Annotated in this window: 23 protein-coding genes; 13 read left to right on the plus strand and 10 right to left on the minus strand. The window is 68.1% G+C overall.

What is annotated here, in order from left to right; genetic code table 11:
* Positions 1–68: 68 nt before the first annotated feature.
* On the plus strand, positions 69–278 hold the full coding sequence (locus EQG70_RS02130; RefSeq protein ID WP_136341034.1) for a hypothetical protein: 210 nt from the start codon (positions 69–71) through the stop codon (positions 276–278).
* A 116-nt stretch (positions 279–394) separates the two neighbouring features.
* Positions 395–1,462, plus strand: a complete 1,068-nt coding sequence (locus EQG70_RS02135) for a thiolase family protein (protein WP_242630378.1) — start codon at positions 395–397, stop codon at positions 1,460–1,462.
* Positions 1,463–1,731: 269 nt separating this feature from the next.
* Here EQG70_RS02135 and EQG70_RS02140 read toward each other — a convergent pair whose 3' ends face one another.
* Positions 1,732–3,168: a YhgE/Pip domain-containing protein gene (locus tag EQG70_RS02140; RefSeq protein WP_160291652.1), complete on the minus strand. Its 1,437-nt coding sequence runs from the start codon at positions 3,166–3,168 to the stop codon at positions 1,732–1,734.
* 182 nt (positions 3,169–3,350) lie between these two features.
* Between EQG70_RS02140 and EQG70_RS02145 the strand changes: the two genes are divergently transcribed.
* The 7 genes from EQG70_RS02145 (at position 3,351) to EQG70_RS02175 (ending at position 8,505) form a co-directional block, all read left to right on the plus strand.
* Positions 3,351–3,986 (plus strand): TetR/AcrR family transcriptional regulator, encoded by a 636-nt coding sequence (locus tag EQG70_RS02145; protein WP_052133091.1) that lies wholly within the window; start codon positions 3,351–3,353, stop codon positions 3,984–3,986.
* A gap of 390 nt (positions 3,987–4,376) precedes the next feature.
* The gene (locus EQG70_RS02150) at positions 4,377–5,477 is read left to right on the plus strand and encodes an IS30 family transposase (protein WP_255219435.1); all 1,101 of its coding nucleotides are present in this window, start codon (positions 4,377–4,379) and stop codon (positions 5,475–5,477) included.
* Between the two features lie 69 nt (positions 5,478–5,546).
* Positions 5,547–6,008, plus strand: a complete 462-nt coding sequence (locus tag EQG70_RS02155) for a hypothetical protein (protein ID WP_136341033.1) — start codon at positions 5,547–5,549, stop codon at positions 6,006–6,008.
* Between the two features lie 92 nt (positions 6,009–6,100).
* Complete coding sequence (locus EQG70_RS02160; protein ID WP_035930436.1) at positions 6,101–6,313, plus strand: hypothetical protein; 213 nt, start codon at positions 6,101–6,103, stop codon at positions 6,311–6,313.
* Between the two features lie 556 nt (positions 6,314–6,869).
* A complete protein-coding gene (locus EQG70_RS02165) occupies positions 6,870–7,448 on the plus strand; it encodes a hypothetical protein (protein WP_138976442.1) in 579 nt (192 codons plus the stop codon).
* Positions 7,448–7,771: a hypothetical protein gene (locus EQG70_RS02170; RefSeq protein WP_241482915.1), complete on the plus strand. Its 324-nt coding sequence runs from the start codon at positions 7,448–7,450 to the stop codon at positions 7,769–7,771. Before EQG70_RS02165 ends, EQG70_RS02170 begins: the two co-directional genes overlap by 1 nt.
* A 542-nt stretch (positions 7,772–8,313) precedes the next feature.
* Entirely contained in the window at positions 8,314–8,505 is a 192-nt protein-coding gene (locus EQG70_RS02175; protein ID WP_017834438.1) for a 3'-5' exonuclease family protein, read from the plus strand.
* A 58-nt stretch (positions 8,506–8,563) separates the two neighbouring features.
* Here the strand turns inward: EQG70_RS02175 and EQG70_RS02180 are convergent, their stop codons facing one another.
* Both EQG70_RS02180 and EQG70_RS18065 read right to left on the minus strand, forming a co-directional pair.
* Positions 8,564–8,905, minus strand: a complete 342-nt coding sequence (locus tag EQG70_RS02180; RefSeq protein ID WP_109223149.1) for a hypothetical protein — start codon at positions 8,903–8,905, stop codon at positions 8,564–8,566.
* 233 nt (positions 8,906–9,138) lie between these two features.
* Positions 9,139–9,306: a hypothetical protein gene (locus EQG70_RS18065; protein ID WP_017834440.1), complete on the minus strand. Its 168-nt coding sequence runs from the start codon at positions 9,304–9,306 to the stop codon at positions 9,139–9,141.
* A gap of 218 nt (positions 9,307–9,524) precedes the next feature.
* Between EQG70_RS18065 and EQG70_RS02185 the strand changes: the two genes are divergently transcribed.
* Positions 9,525–10,013: a GNAT family N-acetyltransferase gene (locus EQG70_RS02185; RefSeq protein ID WP_017834441.1), complete on the plus strand. Its 489-nt coding sequence runs from the start codon at positions 9,525–9,527 to the stop codon at positions 10,011–10,013.
* An 87-nt stretch (positions 10,014–10,100) separates the two neighbouring features.
* On the opposite strand, the gene epsC is transcribed toward EQG70_RS02185, so the two are convergent.
* The 7 genes from epsC to EQG70_RS02220 all read right to left on the minus strand — a co-directional run bounded on the left by epsC (position 10,101) and on the right by EQG70_RS02220 (position 19,147).
* Positions 10,101–10,610, minus strand: coding sequence for a serine O-acetyltransferase EpsC (gene epsC / locus EQG70_RS02190; RefSeq protein ID WP_109244603.1), 510 nt, complete (start codon positions 10,608–10,610; stop codon positions 10,101–10,103).
* Positions 10,611–10,887: 277 nt separating this feature from the next.
* Positions 10,888–12,447, minus strand: a complete 1,560-nt coding sequence (locus EQG70_RS02195) for an IclR family transcriptional regulator (protein ID WP_109244631.1) — start codon at positions 12,445–12,447, stop codon at positions 10,888–10,890.
* Between the two features lie 384 nt (positions 12,448–12,831).
* Positions 12,832–14,073 (minus strand): MFS transporter, encoded by a 1,242-nt coding sequence (locus EQG70_RS02200; protein ID WP_109221890.1) that lies wholly within the window; start codon positions 14,071–14,073, stop codon positions 12,832–12,834.
* 382 nt (positions 14,074–14,455) lie between these two features.
* Positions 14,456–15,952, minus strand: a complete 1,497-nt coding sequence (locus tag EQG70_RS02205; protein WP_138976443.1) for a sugar porter family MFS transporter — start codon at positions 15,950–15,952, stop codon at positions 14,456–14,458.
* 69 nt (positions 15,953–16,021) lie between these two features.
* Positions 16,022–16,954 (minus strand): dioxygenase family protein, encoded by a 933-nt coding sequence (locus tag EQG70_RS02210; RefSeq protein ID WP_109221888.1) that lies wholly within the window; start codon positions 16,952–16,954, stop codon positions 16,022–16,024.
* A 34-nt stretch (positions 16,955–16,988) separates the two neighbouring features.
* Complete coding sequence (locus EQG70_RS02215; protein ID WP_109269519.1) at positions 16,989–17,951, minus strand: aldo/keto reductase; 963 nt, start codon at positions 17,949–17,951, stop codon at positions 16,989–16,991.
* Between the two features lie 71 nt (positions 17,952–18,022).
* Positions 18,023–19,147 (minus strand): maleylacetate reductase, encoded by a 1,125-nt coding sequence (locus EQG70_RS02220; RefSeq protein ID WP_109221886.1) that lies wholly within the window; start codon positions 19,145–19,147, stop codon positions 18,023–18,025.
* Between the two features lie 470 nt (positions 19,148–19,617).
* On the opposite strand from EQG70_RS02220, the gene EQG70_RS02225 reads away from it, so the two are divergent.
* The 3 genes from EQG70_RS02225 to EQG70_RS02235 all read left to right on the plus strand — a co-directional run bounded on the left by EQG70_RS02225 (position 19,618) and on the right by EQG70_RS02235 (position 23,406).
* Positions 19,618–21,246: an IclR family transcriptional regulator gene (locus EQG70_RS02225; protein WP_109221885.1), complete on the plus strand. Its 1,629-nt coding sequence runs from the start codon at positions 19,618–19,620 to the stop codon at positions 21,244–21,246.
* Positions 21,247–21,430: 184 nt separating this feature from the next.
* Positions 21,431–22,513 carry a Gfo/Idh/MocA family protein gene (locus EQG70_RS02230; RefSeq protein WP_109221884.1) on the plus strand — a complete coding sequence of 361 codons (1,083 nt, stop codon included), beginning with the start codon at positions 21,431–21,433 and terminating at the stop codon, positions 22,511–22,513.
* A gap of 20 nt (positions 22,514–22,533) precedes the next feature.
* Positions 22,534–23,406 carry a sugar phosphate isomerase/epimerase family protein gene (locus tag EQG70_RS02235; RefSeq protein ID WP_167508849.1) on the plus strand — a complete coding sequence of 291 codons (873 nt, stop codon included), beginning with the start codon at positions 22,534–22,536 and terminating at the stop codon, positions 23,404–23,406.
* Positions 23,407–23,594: the final 188 nt, after the last annotated feature.

Genomic DNA, 23,594 nt, shown 5'->3' on the forward strand with positions numbered 1-23,594 from the left:
GCACGAGGTCGTGTCAGGTGGTGACGCCCGGCATCGGAGGCCGGCTCAAGACGTCCAGGAGAAGGAATATGCGCTCAACCAGCACCCGGACAGTACCGGTCACCGAGCTACGTCGAGGCGACCGAATCGAAGCCCGGAACAGCTACCAGCAGCGATACGTAGGAGTCGTCGACACCGTCGCCCGAGAACTGGGCATGGTCTGGATCCGCGAAACCCACCTGGGCGAGAGGAAGCTGCTCGATCCCAGCGAGCACCAGTTGTACCGCTGCCCCGCCTGACCCGGCTCCACCCATCACTGCAGCATCCTGCAATGCTCCCCGAACCCGACGGTGCACCAGTGTCCCTCGCAAGCAAAAGGGGAGCGGTGCCCGCACTGGAGTCGACCAGGAGCCCAGTGAGTGCACGGCTTGGGATCGACGACGTCCTCGGAGCGGCTCTCCAGCAGGGGACCCAGGGCATGAACCTGGCCCGGCAGGCCGCTCTGCGGGCGGGGCTGCCGGTGTCGGTGCCCGGGATGACGGTGGACCGGCAGTGCGCCTCCGGGTTGATGGCCATCGCCTTGGGTGCCCGGATGATCCAGGGCGGGAACGCGGAGGTGGTCGTGGCCGGGGGAGCGGAGTCCGTGTCCCTGGTGCAGAACAAGCACTTCAACGGCCACCGGTCCCAGGATCCGTGGCTGCAGGAGAACGTCCCTGGCCTGTACTCCAGCATGCTCGAGACCGCGGAGGCGGTGGCCGACCGCTATCGCGTCTCCCGCGAGGCGCAGGACGAGTACGCCGCGGAGTCCCAGCGCCGCACCGTCGCAGCCCAGCAGCAGGGGGCCTTCGACGCCGAGATCGTTCCCCTACCCACTCACAAGCTGGTGTTGCAGGACGGGCAGCCGGAACCGACGCCCGGCATCTTGACTCTCGATGAGGGCAATCGGCCCGGCACCACCACCGACTCCCTGGCCGGGCTGCCCCCGGTGCTCGACCGGGATGGGAAGCACCCGGGACGGTTCAGCATCACCGCGGGCAACGCCTCCCAACTCTCCGACGGGGCCGCCGCGGTGGTGCTGATGGACGCTGCTACAGCGTCCGCACGTGGTCTCGAGCCGCTGGGCGTCTTCCGCGGCGTGGCCGTCACCGGGTGCGAACCCGACGAGATGGGCATCGGACCAGTCACCGCGGTGCCGAAACTGCTGGCCCGGCACGGCCTGACCGTCGACGACATCGGCGTGTGGGAACTCAACGAGGCCTTCGCCTCCCAGACCCTCTACTGTCGCGACACCTTGGGCATCGATCCGGAACGACTCAATGTCGACGGCGGCGCCATCTCCATCGGCCACCCCTACGGGATGTCTGGTGTCTGGATGGCCGGTCGCGCCTTGCACGCACTCCGCAATACGGGCGGAGAGTACGCCGTGGTCACCATGTGCATCGGCGGCGGCATGGGCGCCGCCGGACTCTTCGAAACTCTTTGACCCATCGGAGCATGGCGATCACACACTCACACTCAATCGCTGCGACCAGTCTTAACCATGAAGCGGCACTGACGTGAAGAGCCTCCAGCGAAGGACTCTGAGGGCGCGCAGGGTAGGTGATGTCACCGTCCCCGTTTGATGCTTTGAGCGGCCCAGGGGAGTGTCATATAGGCGTCCTGAGCCTACGGGGGACGGGACGGCGCCCCAAGGCGGTCATTTTGCAGGAGATTCGGGCACCCCGAAGGAATCTTCCTGGGTGCCCGGGTTGGTCAAACTGCGACCGGGGCCGATCGTGCCACGACCCCGCGGCGTCCGGCGGTGCGGTCGTAGAGCGCGCCGACCGCCAGTGCCACCAGCACGGCCACTGCCAGGATCGCGGTCAGGGCGAGGACGCCGGTGCGCAGGCCGGCCTCGGGGACAGCGTCGAAGTAGAGCACCGAGCGGACAGCCATGGCGATGTGGTGCAGCGGCTCGGCCGGGGCAATGGCACGGAAGAAACCGGGTAGGGCCTCCAGGGGTACGACCGCCCCGGCTGAGGGCAGGCCCATGAGGATCAGGTACAGCATGGCCAGTAGCATCCCGGCGCTGCCGAAGACGGTGAGCAGGGCGAAGACCACCGCAGAGACCGCGGCCATGGCCAGCCAACTGACCAGGAACAGGGTCCCGCCGTGGGGAAGGGGGACACCGGCGGTGTGGGCGACCCACATCACCACTCCGCCCGCCGGGGCGGCGGCAATCACGAACAGGCCCCATTTGAGCAGGAACGTCACCGGGCGCGAGGGCGTGGTGGCCGGGTTTTGTTGGAAGCGTGCGCCCATCTCCAGGGGTGTGATGCCCAGCCGCCCGTCGACGAGCACGTTGATGCCAATGGATCCGGTCAGGCCGAGCACGAGCAACAGGATTGCGTAGTAGAAGGCCCCCATGCCCAGGGCGGTGCCATCTTCCAAGTCCTGGTAGGCGGTGGTGGTCACCCGAATCGGATCGGCCAGCACCACGGCTGAGGCCGCACTGACCTCAGGGGCCAGTTGCTCGGCCAGCTGGGCGGGAGTGTCCTGTTGCTGGGCGGCCAGTTGCTGGGCGAAGGCGGCGGTGGCTGGCCCGGCTTGGGCAGCGGCCTGCTGCGCCTGCCGGGCCTGCTGCGCCTGGTCCGCGGCCAGTTGCTGCTCCACCTGGAGGCGGGCCTGATCCTCGGCGTCCTGGGCGGCGACGGCAAGCTGTCCGCCGAGAGTGGCGCTGGCCCGGTCCAGGCCCGGTTCGATTGCCGCGGTGGCCAGGCGGGTGGCCAGGGCCCCGGCCTGCGGGTCGGTGTAGACGGTCACGGTCGGCTGAGTGGTGTCCTCCTGGGTCAAGGACCCGGCTACTAGGCCGACGGCGTCGGCGGAGAAGGACTCCGGGATGACCACCGCGGCGTAGACCTGCCCGGTCTGCAGCTGGACCTGTGCCTGCTTCCAGGACAGCACCTGCAGGTCCAGTTCCTCGCCCTGGGCCGCTTCCTCGACGAACCCCTCGACGATCTCGTCACCGAGGTTCTCTTGCTGGACGTCCCCGTTCCCGCTGGACACTTCAGTTCCGGCGTCCTGGTTGACGACCGCGACAGGGAAGTCCTTTAGATGGGCGGCCGGATTGGACAGGCCCCCCATGTACAGCCCCGTGCCGGCGGCAGCCAGCAGGATTACCACGAGGACGGGCAGTACCCAGAAGCGCACGGAGCGGTAGGGAGACCGATGCTTCTTGTCGGCCCGGGATCGCGTGCGAAACGGGGGCTGCACGGACATGAAAGGGACCTTTCGGACGACTGTTTCGATGCATGGATGCATCGAGCTCTGCAGCATGACGATACACTGATGCATTGAGATTGGATACGCCGATGCATGAGACGGGGCTCACCATGGACACCTTTGCTGCCACCGACCCGGGCGCAAAACGATCGCGGAGCACCACTCGGGCCCGGTTGCTGGCCACCTCCGCAGCCGTGTTCGCTGAAAAGGGCATCGAGGGCGCCAGTGTGGAGGAGCTGTGCGCGGCGGCCGGCTTCAGTCGCGGCGCTTTCTACAGCAATTTCGCGACCAAGACGGAGTTGGCCTTGGCGATGTACGAGGATCACGTCGGCCAGTTGGTCACCCGGCTCGACGACCAATTGGAGGCCTGGCTGGCCGCCGGGGAGCCCACCGCCGCAGTGGTAGGGCGCATCATCGAAGGCATGTCGGACTTCACCTCTGACACCATCTGGCACTGCGTGCGACTGGAGTTGCTGCTGGCCGCCCGTCGCTCACCTCAGGTGCGCGACGTCGTCCTCGCGCAACGGGTCACCCTGACCGAGGCGGTCACCGAGGCGCTGGCACGCGTGGCCGACCAGCAGGAACTCAGCCTCACCGTGAGAGCCTCTGAGCTGGCGGAGTTGCTGCTGTCGACCTACGACGGACGGCTCAACGACCAGCTCGCCGCCCCTGTGAGCACGCCGGCTAACTCCCACCTTGTCCCCACTCTCTGGCTGGCCTTCACCCGGCCCAGAGTCCAGCCGTGATAGCCGAGAGTCCACTAGCCCCGTCCATGTAAAGACCTGGGTCTGCGCCAAGCCCACAACTTCATCCCCGACCGCGTGCCGCCCAAGAGTCATTATTCAAGGGAGCCCTTGGTGCAGGAGCCCTGTACACGGGAAACCGAAGGTGTGACCGCATTCTCCGAGTCAGCCGAATAACGTTTGGTCGACACATGCACAGCGGAGTTATGAGCGGGCCTCATCCCATCCACTTTACATATGGCCCGGCTACCGGACATTGCCCGTGGGAACGGTGATGCAGTTGAGGTTCCCCGGGTTCTTGCGGTGGTTGCAACACTGAGCGTTGGGGGTGGTGTTGTGGGTGGGTACTCGATCTTGATCAGGCCGGATCTGCTCCAGGTGTTTTGGGAGCGGATGCAGGCCGGGGAGTTCATCACCGGGGCGGTGGCAGCTATCCGTACAAGCCGGCGCACCGGGGCCCGGGTCCTGGAGGAGGCCGGTGGGGTGCGGCCACGCCGCGGACGCGACCTCAAGGGCCGGTGCCTGAGCTTCGCCGAGCGGGAGGAGATCGCCCTGTTGCGCGTTCAGGGACAGTCTTTGCGGCAGATCGGGGCGGCGATCGGCCGATCACCGTCGACGATCTCTCGAGAGCTGCGACGTAACGCCACCGCCCAAGGCGGCTATCGGGCCACGACAGCGCACGTGCTGGCCTATGAAAGAGCAGCGCGCCCGAAGCCAGCGAAGCTGCACACCCATCCCGAGGTGCGTGCGATCGTCGTGAGAGACCTCGCCAAGAAGTATTCGCCGGAGCAGATCGCTGGGCGCCTGCGACGAGAATTCCCCGACAAGCCGGAGATGTGGGTGTCGACCGAGACGATCTACCAGTCCCTCTACGTGCAGTCCCGTGGGGCCCTGAAACAGGAGCTGACCCGATACCTGCGCACCGGACGAGCTGTGCGCCGGCCCTGCCGCAAGGCCGGGCAACGCAAGAACCGGGTCCCGGACATGATCAACATCAGCGACCGGCCCGCTGAGGCCAAGGACCGCGCAGTGCCGGGCCATTGGGAGGGTGACCTGATCATTGGCAAGAACAATCAGAGCGCCATCGGAACCCTGGTGGAACGCACCACCAACTACACGATGCTTGTTCACCTGCCCGAGGGTTACAAACCCGAACAGGTCCGTGACGGGCTGGCCGCGAAGATCAAGACACTGCCGGAGGCGCTGCGACGGTCGCTGACCTGGGATCAAGGCACGGAAATGCGCGACTGGAAGCAGGTGCGGGTGGACGCCGGGATCGAGATCTTCTTCTGCGACCCACACTCGCCCTGGCAACGCGGTATCAACGAGAACACCAACGGCCTTTTGCGCCAATACTTCCCGAAAGGCGCCGACCTCTCAGCGTTCACTGCCGCAGAGCTCGACGCGGTCGCCGAGGAGCTCAACGACCGTCCCCGCAAACGCCTAGAGTTCCAGAAACCGATCGAAGTGATCGGCGACCTGCTGTTGCAATGACCACCAGAATCCGCCGTTCCCCTCTTGTGCGTCGTGGATCCGGCGCTGACCGGTCGGTAGCGTCTGAGCATGGACAAGGGAGCGGGAAGGGCTGAGCGCAGGAGGAAACCGCCCAGGTCATTGCGTCGGGTGGCCCTGATTGTCACCGGCATCAGCGGTGCCATCGCCGTCGTCTTAGGAACGATCACCTGGGTCGTTGAAGAATCCGCTAACCCGATGCATCCGCTTGGTAACGCGGGATGGCTCGCCTTTCCCGCCGGCTTCGTCGCGGTCGGTGGGCTGATCGCCTTTCTCGGCGACGTCGTGCTCGCCAGCACGACCCAACCCGGGGAACTCGAGGCGGCAAGTTCGCTCCCTGGTCGCTCTCATCGGCCGGTCCGTGCCCTGCGGACGGCCGTGCTGGCCTATGCGCTCGTGCTGTTCGTCGGCGCGCTGGGTGCTATCGCGTTCACGGTCTATGACCGGGGCGGGGTAGCGGTGAGCCTCGACGTCTTCGTGTTCCTGTGTGCTGCGGTCTTCCTCTGGGGGTGATGCGCCTGCGCAGGCCTGCCGCCTCCCCCGCACAGGGCGCAGGCATCGATGCAGGGCTGGCCCGAGGCACTGTGGGAGGGGTGCAACCTCAGGTGTTGCGTCAGTGGGGGCTCGCCTTCACCGGGGTGGGCACGGGCATTGCTGTGGTCCTGTACTGGTACATCGAGTTCGTCAATCACTTCTTCTGGTCGGGCGTGCTGTTCGGCCCGATCATCTTTCTCGGTTTCGCGCACATGGTGGCTGTCGGCGGGCTGGCCGTTCTGGTCGTCGACGGGCTGCTGCGGCTGACCGGGCGCCGCTACTGAACGTCGTCTGCCGAGGGAGGACAGCACAGCATCCCTGAGCCTGGCGAGGGGAAGGATCTGGGCTATGACTGTTTCCTTGGCCCGCCATGTTGCACGAGGGGTTCCTGTCTCGGTGGTCCCGTACTCGAAGGCACCTCGGCCGCAGGAGGTCATGGTTCAAGTGCGCGACCGGCTGGCCGAATTGGAGCGCGCGGCCACCCCGGCTTGAACCTTATTCGTGGGTCCGCGAACCTCTTGGGCACGCGCCGCACACATGAGGTTCACGCACCACCAAGGTGGCTGACCTCGAGTCCTACCCCAGCATCGGTAGCACCCGGTCCCGCCTGACCTCGGAACCATGAGACGGAGAGTCTGCATCCCCAGAGCAGACCCTCTGTTCCCATGTCCGAAACATCCTTTCGGCCGTTCTCTTTTGCAACTGGTCGTGGTGTGCTGTCCGCACATTGTGCACTTGAGTGCCGACCCGGGCACCGCAGGCACGTCCACTCCGCAGGAAAAGAGAGTCTCGATGCGCTTGAAATCTACTTCACGCTACGCTCTGTTGCTCGGCCTCATCATGGCTGTCACTGGCTCAGTCGGCCCAGCCCTGGCTGCTCCGCCGCCCCAGCCCGACGACAACGAGCTCGTGCTCTACGCCCCCACCACCCGCCAGACGTTGACGATTGAGGAGCCCGACCAGCAGTCCTCGCCCCAGAAGGACGACGACATGTTCACACCAATGCTGCTCGGCCCGATCGACTCATTGAACTGCAACGTCCTGAACCGCCCATCCCACATCGTCACCACGTACAACGCCCGCGCCCGATCGGGCTTCTCCGGGGGCTATATCAAGATGGAGTGCGGCACCGACGCCGGCTACGGCTACCGGCACATCCGTTCCCGCCACCAGCAGGACTGGCAGAACAAGATGTACCCGCTGCGGGCGAACTGGGACGACTTCATGGACTTCGCCACCAAGCAGGCGCTGGCCTCTCCGTCCAAGACCGCCTTCCAGGGCAGCGGTAAGTACTGCTACACCACCCCAGTCCAGATCCGGAACTCCCGCGGCGCCGTCGTGAAGACGTTCTATCCTCGGATTATCATCTCCTCGACCAACCGTCGAGTAATCACGTCCATCCCAGGAGGCTCGTGCTGATGCCCGCACCGATCACGGTCCGCATGTTCAACGAGCACGGCTGCCCCTGGCCGTTCTTCGGCCCCGAGAGCCTGATGAGCCAGGAGGAGTTCCCGCTGCCGGCAGAGCTCACCGAGCAGGTCCTGGCGTGGACGTCCGACTTCGCCCGCCACTACGACGAGGAGCGCGGCTGGCCCTCGGCGCAGGCATACGAGGCCTCCCGGCAGGAGGGGCGGCGCCTGGCCGCCGAGGTACAGACGGCCGTCGGGGACGAGGTGCGGATCCAGCTCGAGCACTGGGAGCGGATGGTCGACGGCCAGGAGGCCTCCGCCCAGACCAGCTGATCCAGCCGCTGCCATCAACGGAGGGCCTGTCTCCCCAGAGCAGACCCTCCGTTCCCATGTCCGCACCCTGGCGCGGCCTCTTGGGGTGTCCGCACACATGGGTGCCGTCCCCACAGAGTTCACCGTCGGGAAGGACCCCATGAGCACCACGACCCCCGCCGCCTCCGCGGCCGCCACGGAGATCGAGACGACCGGCGCCCCGATCCTCGGTTTCTTGCAGCTGAACACCTCCAACGGCAAGGTGTTCCTCAACGCCACTGCCCCGTCCAGCGAGTTCCAGTCCAGCACCGCTTTCGACGTCGACGGGTGGGCGCCAGAGCTGCCCTACGTGGAGGTCTCCTTCACGGCCGCCGGACTGAGCGAGGCCGACGAGGCGGATCTGGTCGACGCCGGGTACCGCCCCGTGATAGGCCTGGTGCGCGGTGTGATCGCCACTGTGATCGCCCCGGCGCCGGGCGCAGACGCCCCCGACTACCTGTTCGTGGACTTCGAGTCCACCGGGCTGCCGCAGATCGCCCCCGGGGGAGCCGAACCCGCGCTTCGTGCCGCTGCAGGTCGCCGCCGCCGTAGTGGACGCCGGGCTGAACGTCGTGGCGACCTACGAGGCAAAGATCAACGCCACGACCGAGCAGCTGGAGTCGATGGTCCCCTTCGTGCGCAACATGCACACCGAGACCGGCCTGCTCGCCGCCCTGGAAGCAGGGGGACTGCCCCCGGATCGCTTGACTCCTTGACCTGTTGCGTTGCAGCAGGGGTTCCTTTTGGGGCAGCTGTTGTTCCGTGGGGCAGCCCCTAGGGGATCTGGGCTGCGGGGGTGTCGCGGGTTTCTGCGGCGGGGTCGCTGTCCTGCCACTGGCTGAGCCGATCGGCGTCGCACTCGTCGCGGGAGGCGCTGGTCTCGTCGAGGCGCTGAATGGTCAGGCATCCCTCCTCCTCTCCCCGGGGGCCGAGGAGGTGCCAGATGCGGGCTTCGCCGTCGACGACGATGGCCGCTTTGATGGCGGTGTGGTCCGGGAAGAAGCTGTTGGCGGTCTTGTTCGTGTAATCGCCGGCCAGGCTCAGGGACCGGCCGTCGCAGCTCAACCTCAGGGACGGGGGTGCTGTGGTGAGGTCCTCGCTCTGCCCCGGGCCCATGGCGCCTTCGGAGATGGTGCACCCCGGGTGGGGGGGGTGATCGCGGTGGGCGTGACCTGGGAAAGGGGTTCTGGTCTGTCTTGGAGCAGCAGGTTGTCCTCGCACCCGGTGAGGGCCAGGGAGGTGATAGCGGCAACGGCGAGGCTGAGGACACGGGTGGATCGCTGCACGGCGGGGGCTCCTTGGCGCATCGAGGATGGGGTCCTGGTCTCCGACCGGGACGGTGCTGGGGGCTATGGCTGCCAGCTGCCGCTGCGGTCGCCGTGCTGGTGCGCGTAGTCCTTGATGCCGGCGGTGACGCCCTTGCGCACCACCCAATAGAGCAACCACAAGGTGAAGGCGACCATGAGCAACCAGATGAACAGTCCAAGGAACGCTCCGAAGCCGGCGACGTCCATCACGAGGAACCTCCTGGGGTAGGTCTGTCCACGCTATAAGGGAATGCCTCCGTCCTTGGCACCCCGCTCGCACCGTGCGTGTCGGTCGGTCACCCCGTGTTCCACGCGTCGTGCGACTACCTCACATCCCGGTGCCGTGTTTCATCAAGGGTTCCTCGTCGATCATGCGGCTCGACCAGCATCTGGACCGGCCCACGTGGTGGCATCCCTAGCATGGGGACATGCGCCTGCGAGAGACGGTCCCAGCCGACCTGGACATCCTCTTGGGCTGGGTGCCCTCCGAGGCGGACATGGTGCTCTGGTCCGGGCGCACGTTCACCTGGCCGCTGGATCGCGGGCAGCTGGAGAGCTACCTGCACAATGATCAACGCCGGTACTGGACCGGGCTGGACCCGGAGTCGGGGCATCCGGTCGGTCACGCTTCCCTGCTCGTCGACGCTGACGCGGCCATGATGCGGCTCGGCTGCGTCCTCCTCGACCCGGCAGCTCGCGGGCGTGGTCTGGGACGGGAGCTGATCAGGGAGGCGGTGCGCACGGGCTTCGAGACCACGGAGGTGCCGGCCATGAAACTGGGCGTGTACTCGCACAACGTCCTAGCTCGACGCGTCTACGAGGACCTGGGGTTCAAAGAGACCGGCCAGGTGCGCAGCACCGAGGTGAACGGCCAGCCCTGGCACGCCATGGAGATGGAGTGGCCACGACTGGCCTGAGCCGCAAACAGACGCAGGCTCGCCCCGCAGCGTGACTGGCGCCGTCACGCAGATCCGACGTTACGTCTGAGCTGCGGCGTGAGATCATTACACGTCGATGCCCACGACCGTGGTGTCGGCCGCGACGTCACGGGTCACCACGGCGCCAGCGCCGATCTTCGCCCCCGCCCCAATGGTGATCGGGCCGATGACCTTCGCCCCGGAACCGATGAGCACCCCGTCCCCGACAACGGCGTGGCGCCGACCCGGGGAGCCATCCCCGACGAAGCTCGCCCCTTGGTAGATGGTCACGTCGTCACCGATCACGCTGGTCTCTCCGAGAACAACCTCGCTGCCATGGTCGATGAACAGCCGGTGCCCGATCACCGCACCAGGGTGAATGGTGATCCCGGTGGCCTTCGCGGAGGCGGTGGCGATGGCCTGGGCGGCGGGTCTGCCCCACCGGGTGGACCACAGGCGGTGGGCGATGCGGTGGGCGGCCACCGCGTGCAGCCCCGGATAGCTCAGCAGCGTCGCGACGGTGCCTTGCCCCGCGGGGTCGGCGGCAGCGATCGAACGGGCATCGGCGAGGACACTAGGACGGGTGGGCTCGGTCATGGCCACACCCTAGAAGACATCCAACCGGGAACCGTTCACCCTTACCGGCTTTACATATGGCCCGGTTAGCGGCGGACCAACCCACGGGGGGTTCCATGAAGGCCTTTGGCTAACTAGCGACCGCCACCGGAAATCAAACCGTAGGTCAGGTCAGGGTGTCCCATTCGTGCGGCAGTCCCTTCTGCGTTAGTGGCGCGGGGGAATCCATCCGTTAAATCGTCGCCGCCGCCTGCCTCCGTGCTGGCTCCGCATGTCCGGAGGCAGGCGGCGCAAACCGCTACACGGAAGAGCTCGGGGCGCCGAAGTAGGCAGACAATCGCCGCGCCCCATCGCGGGCCAGGTCGACGATGCTGGGCGAGTCATCTGGTTCGTGCAGGATGCCTTCACGCAGTCCGCTCACAGACAGGGACGCCATCACATGGCCGCGGTGGTCGAAAACAGGAACTCCGACGGCGGCCATGCCCCGGGTCAGTTCGTCGTCGCTCAACGCGAAGCCGGCATCGCGGATGTCTTTGAGCTTCCCGAAGAACTCCGCCCGGGATCGCGCCCCGAGACTGAAGTCCGGGCTATGGCCCAAGACCACCGCGTAGTCCTCCCACGCCTTGGGGGAGTCGAAAGCCAATAGGGCGCGGGGCGCTGCGCCGATGTGCAGGGGCAAGGAGTTGCCTAGGGTCAAACGGCGGCTGTTCACACGCTTGCCCTCGATCCGCTCGATGCACACGGCACGGGGGCCGCTCCTGATGCACAGGAACACCGTTTCGCCTGTGGCGTCGTGAATCTCTTGGAGTATGGGAAGCGAGGCCCGCCGCAAGTCCAACTGGTTCAAGAGACTCCCCGCGAGGGAGATCATCTTGCTGCCGATTCGATAGGAACCGCGGTGGCCAAGCTGCTCGATCCAGCCGGCTTCAATGAGGCTCGCCAGCATGCGGTAGATGGAGCTAAGGGGTTCGCCGATGAGCTCCGCGAGTCTTGCGGAAGTCGCCACGCGTTCGACAGCCAGGGCGTCCATGAGAGAGGCGGCCTTGGCCAGCACCGATCCGTTCGAATCAGGAGCTTTGAATTCACGGGCTGCGAGTGACGGCTTGAAGTCCGCCATGAGATCAGTCAACGTCTGAGCGGCGGCCTTGAGGACCCTCATGGCTTCCTCCTGCAGGTTGTCTACCTGGTCGACCAAGCCCGCCGCCGTCAAGGCGCCGAATATGCTGCCGTCCGGGTTGAAGACGGGAAATCCCAACGCCGCGATGCCGTCGACAACCTCGTTCGACTCCATCCTCCAGCCATCCCGTTTAGTGCCCTCGACCAGGCGGCGGAGCGTGTCTGCATCCACGGGTGTCCTCGCCGCCAGCTGCGCATAGTGTTCCTGTGCAAGAAGCTCGTCCAGAACCTCGGGCTGCCAAGCCAGCAGCACATGGGAGGCGGCACCTGCGTGGAGGGGCAGAATGCGCCCGGACGAGAGTTCGTGGAGATCAACCTCGGTGGAATCGACCTGCTCCAAGCAGACTGCGGTGTCCTTGCGGGGAATCCAGAAGGCGGACGTGAGGCCGAGATCCGACTGGACGCCCTCAAGTACCCGCTCAAGCGCCGCGTGGTCGACGAGGGCTTCGGTTGCCGCCTCCGCCAGCCTCAAAATGCCGGTGCCCAGCTCCACGAGCCCGCCTGGGGAGCGGCGGAGGATCCCTGACCCCTCCAGCGCGCTGATGATGCGGTAGACCGACGGCCGCGGTTCCTCCAGGGCCTTCGCCAGATCCGCGGGAATCGAGGGGCCGAGGGCGGATACTTCGTCCACCGCCTGCGTCGCCTTGAGCACCAGCTGGATCAGCTTGCCCGTATGCTTCATGCTTGCACTCCTCGGATCGAACTCCTCGCCCGCATGCACTGCGAATGGATGAGAGTCAGCAAGGATGCCGTTCTTGAGTACTTAACTCAGAACAAAAGCGCCGGGCTGTGGACCCTGACAGCGGCTCAGTCCTCCCATTCCTGTGGACTCCCTGTCCAGCGTATGCGACTTGCTGTCCGAGGTGACACCGCTCCGCCGGACGCGAGCCTGTCGAAGTCACGCAGGTCGGTGCGGCGGCGGGCAGATGCACGCTGCCTTCGTTTTCCGGACCGTCCAGCCCGGTGCCGCCCCCGCCCGGCGAAGGGGCTGTCGCAAGACCAGTTTAAGAGTCGATCAGGGCGCCCCTTCTGCGTGCATACAGCCCAGTTAAAGACCCTGGTGGGGTCATTGGGATGCTTCCACTGATGGACTCTTATGGGTGGGGCGGGTCTCGGCGACGGCCAGGAGGCCGCCGGCCAGGAACACCAGGGTGGCGCCGAGGACGACCAAGAGCGGCACGGTCCATCCTCCGGTGCCGGCGTTTAGCGCCCCGACCAGGGGTGGGCCGACCGTGGCGGCGAGGTAGCCGGCGCCCTGGATGCGGGCGGAGGTCGCCGCGGCCTCGGCGTCGGTCCGCACGATGCGTGCGACGATCGAAAAAATCGTGGTGAAGCCCCCGCCCTGGGCGACGCCGCCAATGACGGACCACACGAGGTAGCCCTCGGGGGCGAGCAGCAGCCCGACGGGCAGGGCGATCCACAGCCCTCCGACGAGGACCACCGGCGTCCACGCCGGGGCCCGGTCGGCCAGCAGGGGCACCCCCAGGGCGCCGGCGATGGCGGCGACCTGGAACAGGGAAGCGCTGGCCCCGGAGGCGGCCAGACTCAGCCCCCGGGTGTCGGCCAGCAGGGTGGGCAGCCACGCGGTGACGGAGTAGTAGGAGAAGGCCTGCCCGCAGAACGCCAGCGTCAGCCACCAGCCGATGCGCCGGACCTGGCCCGTGCCCCGGGCCTGCCTCAGCGTCCCGGTGGCCGTGCTGGGTTCGGCCGGGGTGGAGGCCGCGGGCGGTGTGCCGGTCCGGCGGCGCGCCACGACCAGCCAGAAGACGAGGGCCACCACGGTCAGGGCGCCCCAGGCGACCAGGGCCCAGCGCCACCCGACCGCCGCGGCCAGCGGCGCAGTGCCCAGGGCGGTGATCATCGACCCGACGTTGAGGGCGGCGGTGTAGGCGGCGGTCACCGTGGGGATCCGGCGCCAGGAGACGTCGCGGCGGATGATCACCGGGACCACGATGTTGCCCACGGCGATCGCAGTACCGATGACCACGGTGCCGGCCAGGACCACCGCGGTGGGGCCCGCCGAGCGGATCACGGTCCCGGCCAGCACGCCGCTCAGGCACGCCAAGACGGCCGCCTCGGGCCCGAAGCGTCCGATCAGCTTCGAGGCCAGCGGGGTGACCAGTGCGAAGAGCAGCACCGGCAGACCCGTGAGCAGGCCCGCGGTCGCCGCCGAGAGCCCGAGCTCGGACTGGATCTGCGTGATGACGGGGGTCGGGGCGATGATCGGCCCGCGCAGGCTCAGCGCGACGAGCACGATGCCGACGACGACCCACGGCAGGGCGCGCGGCGGGATGGGGAGCGTGCTCATCTCAGTCCTTCTGACCGGGCAGCAGACGTTGGACGGGTCGGCCGCCGGCGCGGCGTCCGGTGATGCCCGGAGGGGACTCGGGCGCGGTGGTCATGACGGCTCCTCGGAGGTCGGGCGGAGCGGGCCCTGCTGAGACCAGTGGATCCGCGGGGGCGAGGGGCGCCCATGGAAGAGGAGGGACAGCCAGCGGCTGTCCCTCCTTCATTCCCAGCACAGTGTGAAGGGCTCATCGCTGGATGGACGACAACGCCCGGCGAGGTCTCATGCGAGCCGGGGAACCCAGCAACTGCACTGTTTGAGATCACCACAGCAGCCCAGTGGTCCCGGGCCGGCCAACCTGGAGAGGTCGGCCGGCCCGGGACGTGGAGCAGAGCCGTGGGGCTCAGGACTGGTGGGCGTCGGCGGGCTTGGCGACCTGGTAGATGGCCCCGGTGGAGACGTCCTCCTCGAGATCTTCCAGGGAGCGGGCCCGGGTCTCGGGGACCTGGGTGGCCACGAAGATCAGGGCGAGGACGCCGATGCCGGCGAAGAGGAAGAACGTGCCCGAGATCCCGACCGCGGCAACGAGGGAGGGGAAGAACAGGGCCAGGAAACCGTTCATGGTCCAGCCGAAGAACACCGAGATGCCGATGCCCAGTCCCCGCATGTGCAGCGGGAAGATCTCCGCCAGCCACACCCAGACGGCGACGTTGAGGAACGTCTGCATCGAGAGCACGAAGGCGACCACGAGGATGAGGATCACGATCGGGCGGGCCGGGTGGCCTTCGGGCAGCAGGTTGCCGGCGATCCCGATCAGCAGGTGGCAGGTCGTGGTGAGGCTCAAGCCGATGATGAAGGTCTTGCGCCGGTCGAGCCGGTCCATGTTGTACAGGGCGATGATGCCACCGATCACGGCCACGGCACCGAAGGCGATGTTGGCCAGCACGGCCTGCTGCGCTGTCATCCCGGACTCCTCCAGAATACGAGTGCCGTAGTACATGACGGAGTTGATGCCGGTCAGCTGCTGGGTCATGGAGACCCCGATGCCGACCAGGATGATCCGCAGCAACCACTTGTTCGTCAGGACCGCTTTCAGCCCGATCTGGTGGGCCTGGACCTCGATGGCGGCGATGCGCTCGATCTCCTGCAGCTCGGCCTTGGCCCGGTCGGCCGGGCGGACCGTCTCCAGCACCGCCAGGGCCTCGTCGTACCGGCCCTTCTCGGTGAGCCAGCGCGGGGACTCGGGCATGCGCAGCATCCCGATGAACAGTCCGATCGCCGGCAGCGCGGAGACGGCGAACATGATCCGCCAGATGCCCTCCACGACGTCGCCGAGGGTGACGGCGATGACCGCGTTCATCACGAAGGCGGAGAGCTGTCCGAACACGATCGCCAGTTCGTTGCGGCCGGTGATCGACCCGCGGATCTCGTAGGGGGCGAGCTCGGCCAGGTACACCGGCACGACCGTGGAGGCTCCGCCGACGGCGAGGCCGATCAGGATCCGGCCGCAGACCAGGACCGTGTACCCGGTCAGGGAGAACGTTCCCTCCTCAGCAGGCGTGGGGGTGAGGACCACCAGGGCGGTGCCGGCGAAGAACAGCACGGCCAGCAGGATGATCGTCCGGCGCCGGCCCCAGGCGTCCGAGACCCGGCCCCAGACCAGGGCGCCGACGGCGGCGGCGAAGATGAGGGAGCTGATCACCACGCCCAGCTGGAGCAGGTTCAGTCCCAGGTCCTGGGCCATCGGCCCCTCGGCGCCGTTCGTCACGCCGGTGTCGTAGCCGAACAGCAGCCCGCCCAGGCAAGCGACGACCGAGATCAGTCCGAGCCGTTTCCGGTGCGGCCCCTGGGTCAACGGCGGGAGGGCGACCCGGGTGCCGTCTGCGGTGTTGTGTGACATGGGAATTCCTTTGTTGGTGACCTGATGAAGCAGGGATGGATCGTGTGGAGCGCCGATCCGGTGATGGGGCTAGGACTGGGCCGGGGCCAGGACGATGTCGAACCGGGCCTTGGACCAGCTCCGGTCGGTGAGGTCGCGGCCGTCGGGGGTCGGGGTGCCGGCGGGTTGTTCGGTGAAGTCCTTGATGAGGGATTCCTTGACGCCGAACACGGTGTCGTACTTCAACAGCTCGTCCCCGCGCACGAAGATGTGGGTGACCAGGGTCCGCAGGCCTTCGGCGGTGACCATGAAGTGCAGGTGTGAGGCGCGCATCGGGGAGCGGCCGGTGGCCTCGAGCATCTTCCCCACCGGCCCGTCGTGCGGGATGGGGTAGGGGGTGGGGGTGAGGCCCCAGAAGTTGTACCGCCCCTGGTCGTCGCTGAAGAGGTGGGCTCGGCCGGAGACCCGGTTGTCGTCGTACTGGACGTCGTAGAACCCCTCTTCGTCGGCCTCCCAGACCTCGATCCGCGCCCGGGGCACCGGGTTGCCGTCGGTGTCGGTCACGGTGCCCTCCACCCAGCAGGGCTGACCGGGGGCCTCCCCGGCGATGTCCCCGCCGAGGGGGATCTCCGGGGCGTCGTCGACGAAGAAGGGGCCGAAGACGGTGGCTTCGGTGGCGTCGCCGTAGGCCTCGTTGTTGACGTTGATGGTCTGCATCGAGGCGCCGAGGACGTCGGAGAGCAGGATGAACTCCTGGCGCCGGTCATCGGTGATGTGCCCGACGGCGGTGAGGAACTCGATCGCCTGGTTCCATTCGGCCTCGGTGAGGCGCACGTCGCGGATGAAGGCGTGCAGGTGCTTCACCAGGGCCTGCATCAGCTGCTTCAGTCGCGGGTCCTGGCAGTCCTCGAAGGAGCGCAGCACGGTGCGGATCAGTTGCTCTTCCACCGCCTGCTGGGCGGTGGAGACCTGCGGGTGCCCGGGAGAGCTCTCGGTGGTGGGGACTGGGGTCTGCTGGGCCATGGCGGGCCTGCCTTTCAGTCGTGGAGTCGGCGGTCTAACGAACGGGTGTGGAGACGGGGGAGGGCCTGGAAGCCTCTTCGAGCAGGTCCAGTTCGGGCCGGCTCAAGGGGGTCTCCATGGACTGGAGCAGCGGTTTTAGCTGCTCGGTGTTGCGGGCGCTGGCGATGGGTGCGACGACCCCGTCCTGGGCGGCCAACCAGGCCAGGGCAATGGCGGCGGGCTCAACGTCGTGTTCCGCGGCGACCTGCTTGAGGGCGTGGAGCACGGCCCGGCCCTGGGTGGTGAGGTACTGGGAGGCCTCGGAGGCGCGAGGGGTGTCGACCGGACCCTCCCCGGTGTACTTGCCGGTGAGGAAGCCGTGGGCCAGGGAGTAGTACGGCATCACGGCTAGGCCATGGGTGCGGGCCAGTGGGAGGACGTCGGTCTCGATGCCGCGCTCGACCAGGCTGTACTGGGGCTGCAGGACGATGGGGGTGTGGAAGCCTTCCCGGTCGGTGATCCGCAGCCATTCCGCGATGCGCTCGGCCGTGAAGTTGGACAGCCCGATGGAACGGACCTTGCCCTGGTCCACGAGTTGGGACATGGCCTCGATGCTCTCGACCAGCGGGGTGTCGGGGTCGTCGTAGTGGGCGTAGTAGATGTCGATGGCCTCGACCCCCAGCCGGGACAGGGACCCGTCGACGGCGGTGCGGATGGTCTCCGGGGCCAGGCCGGCCAGTTGCGGGTGGTGGCTGACCTTCGTGGCGATCACCAGCTCGTCGCGGTCGCTGCGGCCGGTGAGCCATTGACCGATGATGGTCTCGGATTCTCCGCCGCTGTTGCCGTCGGCCCAGAACGAGTAGGAGTCGGCGGTGTCCAGGACGTTGCCCCCGGACTCGACGTAGCGGTCGAGGATCCGGTGCGAGGTGGCGGCGTCGGCGGTCCACCCGAAGACGTTGGTGCCCAACGCCAGCGGGGAGACGTCGAGTCCGGGGGCGATGGTCTGCGTGGCGGCCAAGGGTGTCCTCCTGGTGTCGTAACGGTGCGCGGTGCAGGTCGTGGTGGGTGGGTAGGTGTCGGGGGCGAAGGTCAGGCGCCGGGATGGGCGCTGGGGGCTTCCCCGGCCCAGGCGGCGCGCAGCAGGGCCCGGGCGTCCTCATACGTGACCGGCCGGGGGTTGCCGTAGGAACGGCTCGTGACCTCCTCGGCGATGCGCTCGATGTCCTCCTCCTGCATGCCCAGCTCGGCCAGGGACCGCGGCGCGTCGAGCTCCTCGGCGATCTGCCACAGCCGCGCGGCCGGATCTGGGGCCCCGCCCAGCGCCCGCGACAGCGCCGCGGTCGCCTCGGGGGCCGCGGGCTGGTTGAAGGCCAGGGCGTGGGGCAGGACCACGGTGTGGGTCTGGGCGTGGGGCAGGTTCAGAGTCCCGCCCAGGGCGTGGCACAGCTTGTGGTGCAGGGACATGGTGGTCGCCCCCAGGCAGGCCCCGCACAGCCACGACCCGTAGAGGGCCTCGCTGCGGGCCGCGGGGTCGGTGCCGTCGGCGGCGATCGCCGGCAGCGCTGTGGCCAGGGCCCGGACTCCCTCCTCGGCCATCAACGAGATGATCGGGGTGGCGTCGGGGGCGTAGAGGGCCTCCACGGCATGGGCGATGGCGTTGATGCCACTGGTCACCGACATCGGCACCGGCAGCGTCGCCGAGAGCTCGGGGTCATAGACCACGCTGCGCGGCAGCACCCGCGGGTCCCGGCCGGTCTCCTTGCGCCCATCGGTGGTCAAACCCCACACAGGGGTCATCTCAGACCCGGCGTAGGTGGTCGGCACCGCCACGATCGGCAGGCCGTGCTGCAGCGCGATGGCCTTGCCCAACCCGATTGCAGAGCCTCCACCGACGGCCACACAACCATCGGCACCCACCCGGGCCGCTTCCTCACTGGCGCGCTGGGCGACCTCGCTGGGCACATGCATCACCGCTTCGGGCAGCACCCCCACACAGCGGGTGCCCAGTGCCTGGGCCACCCGCTGGCCGGTGTCCTCCTGCTCCGGAGAGCACAGGACCAGCACACGCGCCAGCCCGATCGCATCCAGCTCCTCGGGCAGGGTCGACAGGGTCCCGGCGCCGAAGCGGACCCGCATGGGCAGGGCCTCGTAGACGAACTGGCGGGAGGCCAGGGGCGTGTCGGTCAGGGTGGTCTCGTTGGTCTGGGCGTTCATGTGGGGACCTTCCGATGGACTGGAACGGGTGGATGGGCCGGCGGGTCAGCAGGAGCTCGAGCGGCCCACGGGGTCGATGCCGCAGACCGTCGCCGGCAGCAGCACGAGGTCCTCGCGGTCCTCGCGGATCGCCGTGGCACCGGCGGATCTACCACCCCTCGTGATGGCTGGCGGAGGAAACACCGTTTCGCGGAGCAGCCGGTGGCGGTAGCTACCCCGGTGCCGCCACCGGCCGCGCTGCCGGGGAAGTGATTTCCTACGACCGCTTAGTACCGTACAATGGACAACATGTTCGCACAGTAGCACGGCAAGGCGCTAGGGGTGATCCAGGTTACGTTGGGATCGCGCTGGTCTGCGGCGGTGGCGGCTCGGGCGACATGACGGTCGCCTGCACCAGCGCAGGCGGGTCTGCTCACCTGCGGGGTGCCGGCCTGTGTTAGCCACGGAACGCGCGAAGAACGAGGTCAGCAGTGAACACCATTCAGCTCTTGCACAAGGCCAGCCAGGTGGTCGACGAGCTGGCCCGGAGGAGTCCCTCGACCCCGGCGGAGCTGGCCAAGGCGGTGTCCGAGCCCCGGTCGACCATCTACCGCATCACCGCGGGGCTGGAGCAGGCCGAGCTGATCCGCTCCAACGGCGAGGGCAAGCTCGAACTCGGGGTGGGGATCCTGCGACTGGGAGACGCCGCCGTCGATGCCCTCGTGGACCGCGCGGCCTTGCACGAGAAGCTGATGTGGGTCCGCGGCCAGCTCGGCGTCGGCGCCTTCTTCTGCGTGCTGCGCGAGAACGGGGCACTGTGCCTGGATCAGGTCCACGGCTCCGAGGTGGACCTGTTCCACCTCACCCCCGGGGGCCTGCTGCCCTTGCACGCCGGGGCCCCGTCCCTGGCCCTGCTGGCCTTCGCCGCCCCGGAGGCACAGGCCGCCGTGCTGGAGAACGCGCCCTTCGACCGGCTGGCCTCGGGCACCGCGCTCACGGCCGCGGAACTGCGGGAGAAGCTGGACCAGACCGCGGCCCGCGGGTGGAGCGTGGAGGACAGCACGATCATCGAAGGCGTGGCCACGATCGGGGTGCCTGTGAGGCACCAGGACGGATCGGTGCTGGGGGTGATCGCGGTGGCCGGACTGCGCGAGAGCGTGCTGAACCAGGAATCGGTGGCCACCGGTGTGCTGCGCACCGCCGCTGAGGCCATCACAGCGGCCATGGACCGCCCCGAACGCACGCAAACCCCCCGGACTGACCATGTGCCCGCCTCGCCATCGCCGGCCCACAGCGGTGCCCGGCAGCCGGCGGCGATCACCAAGGCCAGCGCCCTGATGGACGCCCTGGCCCGGGAGCGGATCGCCACCTCGGGGCGCCTGACCGAACTGCTCGGGGAGCCGGTGACCTCGGTCTACCGCATGCTCGCCACCCTGGCCGAGGCCGGGTGGGTCGAGCAGATCGGCCACCGGGGCGCCTACCGGGTGGGCTCCAAGATGCTGTCCCTGGCCGGGGAACTGACCCGGCAACTGGATCTGCGCCGGGCCTGCCGCCCCGTGCTCCAGCAGATCCACGAGGCCACCGGGGAGACCACCTTCTTGTGCATCCGACGCGGCACCCGGGCCGTGTGCATCGAACGCCTCGACGGGATCCGGGTCAACAGCCGCGTGCTGCAGCTGGGGGAGTCCCTGCCCCTGCACGTGGGTGCCGCCCCCCGGGCCCTGCTGGCCTTCGAAGGACGCGCCGCCTGGGAGGAATACGCCGCCATCATGAACCACAGCGGCGAGCCGTGGCGCGATGTGCGCTCCCGATCGGAGTTCTACGCCGACCTCGAGGAGATCCGCGCCCAGGGCTACGTGCGCAGCGACAACAACGTCACCCCGGGCATCGCCGCGATCGGCGCCCCCATCTTCGACCACCGCGGCGACGTCGTCGCCTCCCTGTCGGTCAGCGGGCTGCGCGAGGGCGTCCTGGCCCCGGCCGGTGACCACCCCTCCGTCACCGAGCTCGTGCGCCAGGGAGCCCAGACGCTCTCGCGCTACCTGGGCGCCCCGCAGGCCGGCCCGGACCTCCTGGACCAGGAATGGGCCGCACTGGAAGTGTCCCAGGTCATAGATTGACCCCCACCACCCTCCATGGCATGCTGTGGACATGTTGTCCATCAGGTGGCACTAGCAGCTGGTGGTTATCCGGCACCCGGATCACTCCGGGTCGCCACGCGCACCCGGCCTGAAGCTCCCCGCGGCACGCCGGACGCCCCCATCACCCCCGAGCCTGAGGCTCACAAGGACAGGAGACACTGCGTTGGAACCGATTGTCGTAGGACTACTGGGCATCACCCACCCGCACGCCTCCGCGCGGGTCCGTGCCCTCCGGGAGATCGATGGGGTCGAGGTGGTGGCCGCCGCCGACGACGACTCGCGGCTGAACTACTTCACCGACAAGTACGACATGGAGGCCCGCAGTGTGGAGGCCGTGCTCCAGGACGAGCGCATCAACGCGATCATGGTCCACTCCAAGAGCAAGGACATGGTCGCCCACGCGCTGCGCGCCCTGGAGGCCGGCAAGTCCGTGGTGGTGGAGAAGCCCGGCGGTGGCACGGTGGAGGACCTGGAGCGCCTGGCCGAGGCCGAGGCCCAGGCCGGGCCCGGGCAGGTCGTCCAGGTCGGCTACAACGTGCGCCTGGCCCAGTCGATCACCCGGGCCAAAGAGCTGATCGAGGCCGGGGTGATCGGGGAGGTCGTCACCGTCGCCGCCCGTGGTGCGGCCCTGGTGGGCGAGCACCGCACCGCGCACCTGAACCAGCCGGCGGACATGGGCGGGGTCCTGTGGATCCTGGGCTGTCACATGCTCGACTCCCTCGTGCACATGTTCGGTGCCCCCGAGTCCGTCAACGCCCGGGTGCACAAGTCCGCCCGCCTCTCGGATGAGACCAGCCGGGAGGACTCCGCGGCGGTGCTGCTGAACTACCCGGACATGTCCATGACCTTCAGCTTCGACGGCCACGATCCGCTCGAGTGGTTCGAGAGCTCCCGGATCACCGTCTACGGCACCGCCGGGATGATCGAGCTCGGCATCCTGCCCCAGAAGCTGCGGGTCTACGTGGAGAAGGACCGGGCCGGCTGGCCGGCCGGCTGGACCGAATGGACGCAGAGCTACTTCACACCGCCGTTCGCCCGCACCGAGGCGAACAAGTTCTCCGAGCTGCCCGAGCTGGAGAACATCAGCAACTTCCACACCGAGATGCGCGGATGGGTCCAGAGCATCCGCACCGGAGCCCCGGTGGTGGCCCCGGTCGCCGACGCCCTGGCCGTGGCGCGCATCGTCAAGGCCTGCTACCGCTCCGAGAAGGACCGTGGAGCCTGCATCGAGGTGGCCACGGCATGAACACGAAGAAAGAAGAGACCATGAACCCTGACCTGATTGCCACCTGCTGGGTGAGTGCCGGCGACGCCGCCCCCATGCGCGGGGACGAGACCAGCCCCATCCCCCTGGCCGAGCGCATCACCGCCATCGCCCAGACCGGGTGGGCCGGCATCGGCCTGGTCCACGCCGACCTGGTGCAGGCCCGCGACACCATCGGCTACCCCGAGCTCTCCCGGCTGATCCGCGAGGCGGGCATCGGCATCGTGGAGGTCGAGTTCCTCAACGAGTGGTGGACCACCGGGGCCGAGCGGGCAGCAGCCGATGCTTTGCGCGCCGATCTGTTCGAAGCCGCCACCGCCCTGGGGGCCCGGCACATCAAGGTCGGGGCGGGCATGACCGGCCAAAGCGGGCCTCTGCCGTTCGCGACGTTGGCCGACGCGTTCTCCGATCTGGCCGACGAGGCCGCCGACGCCGGGATCCGCCTGGCCCTGGAAGCCACCCCGTTCTCTCACCTGCGCACCACGCACGAGGCGGTGGAGGTCATCAACCAGGCCGACAACCCCGCCGCGGGCCTGCTGATCGACATCTGGCACACCTACCGGGGCGGGCTCTCCCACGACGACCTGTACAACGTGGTGCCGATCGAACGGGTCTACGCCGTGGAGATCGACGACGGGCTCGAGCAGATCGTCGGCACCGTCTTCGAGGACACGATCAACAACCGCGCCTACTGCGGGGAAGGCGACTTCGACACCGCCACCTTCATCCAGCGCACCCTCGAGGCCGGCTACCAGGGCCCGTGGGGTGTGGAGATCATCTCGGCCCAGCACCGCAGCAAGCCCCTCCTCGAGGGCCTGCGCTACGCCCACGAGACCGCTTTGAGCTCCTTCTCCCACGCCCTCCAGAAGATCTGACCCGGCCCCACCCGGGCAGCTCCCCGCTCACCACACCCCGACAGGGAGACGGCGCGGGCAGGACGAGACCCGCGGCAGTCCGTGTCGCCGAATCCGCCGGGTGCTGGGCGCAGGTCCGCCTGCGCCCAGCACCCGGGCCTGCCCCGCGGCCCACACCCCAGCCTGACTCTCACTCTTTGACGAAAGGA

It is taken from the genome of Kocuria rosea, assembly GCF_006094695.1.
Taxonomy (GTDB): Bacteria; Actinomycetota; Actinomycetes; order Actinomycetales; family Micrococcaceae; genus Kocuria; species Kocuria rosea.